This is a genomic window from Corynebacterium sp. HMSC058E07, from assembly GCF_001809885.1.
GTDB classification, from domain to species: domain Bacteria; phylum Actinomycetota; class Actinomycetes; order Mycobacteriales; family Mycobacteriaceae; genus Corynebacterium; species Corynebacterium macclintockiae.
On record NZ_KV799245.1, the window covers coordinates 1 to 1,435 of the forward strand.

The window sequence follows — 1,435 nt, forward strand, 5'->3', positions numbered from 1 at the left end:
GAGCGTGTCAAGTTGTTTGTGTGTGGGGCTAGGTTTATAGGTATTTGTCGAAGCGGTCGGGGTAGGCCACGGCCATTTGGTTTATAGCTTGTTTCCAGCCAGAAACTCGGGCTCCTTCCATGAGCCTGCCGGCTGTCGCTGAGACTCGTTTGCCCTGCTTCGCTCTCTTTGCAGCGCGTTTGTCTTCGATATTGCAGATCATCAGCCACAGCGTCTTGAGCGCTGATTCATCGTTGGTAAATTGCACCCTGTTGCGGGTAGCTTTACGCAGTTCATTGTTGAATGATTCAATCGAGTTCGTCGTATAGATAGCCTTTCTGGCCGCTGGTGGGAACTGCAGAAACGGTACGAAACGCTGCCATGCATCTCGCCAGACTTTGACTGAGCGTGGATACTTTTCTCCCAATTCAGAGGCTTCAAATTCGTCTAAGGCAGCCTGAGCTGTGGACTCGTCCGCAGCGGTGTAAATCTTTTTCAACGCGGCTGATACGCCCCGGCGATCCCCGTAGGCTACCCATCGGTTAGCTGCACGAATCAGGTGCACGATACAGGTTTGCACCATCGAGTTCGGCCAGGTTGCCTCGACTGCTTCTGGTAGGCCTTTAAGCCCGTCACAGCAGACGATAAAGACGTCTTTGACCCCACGATTGGAAAGATTGGCGCATACCTGCGCCCAAAATGAAGCGCCTTCTTCTTTGGCGATCCACAATCCCAAAATGTGCTTGATGCCGTCCAGGTCCACGCCGATTGCCATGTACGCGGACTTGTTGACTACTCGGCCACCGTCGCGGACTTTAATGCGCAACGCATCCAGGAAAATGACCGGGTAGAACTCGTCTAGCTGGCGGTTTTGCCAGATCATGACCTCATCGAGGACGGCATCGGTGACTGCGGAAATCGTCTCATGGGAAATATCAACCCGCATCGCAGTTGCCATATGGTGCTGGATGTCCCTAATTGTCATCCCCCCGGCGTACAAGCTGACGATCATGTCATCGACATCAGTCAAGCGCCTAGAACCTTTAGGAACCATAGTCGGCAAGAATGTTCCAGCCCGATCTCTCGGGACATCAACGGTCACTGGCCCGTAGTTAGAATCCACGGTCTTTGGATACGATCCGTTGCGGTAATTGTCTGTCCCAGCAGCAGCTTTAGCGCTCCTGTCGCCAGACTCGTAGCCCAGGTGGGCATCCATTTCAGCGTTGAGTCCCCTGGTAATCGAGGCCTGCAACATGCCGCGAACTAGGTCATTGGCATCCGTTGTAGACGTGCCTAGGTCATCAATCAGCTTCGCGATTTCAGGGTTAGCAAGCAGCTTCTTTTCAATCGCATCAATTTTGGCCTTATCAGCCGGATCTCGTCGTGCCACAGTAGTCATTCTGGTCCATCTCCTCATGCGGGTTAGGTACCCACACACAAACCATCAGACACTCTC

Annotated in this window: 1 protein-coding gene; it reads right to left on the reverse strand. The window is 53.1% G+C overall.

The features are described from left to right. Positions 1-34 precede the first annotated feature (34 nt). On the reverse strand, positions 35-1,378 hold the full coding sequence (locus HMPREF2678_RS00980) for an IS256 family transposase (protein WP_034994083.1): 1,344 nt from the start codon (positions 1,376-1,378) through the stop codon (positions 35-37). Positions 1,379-1,435: the final 57 nt, after the last annotated feature.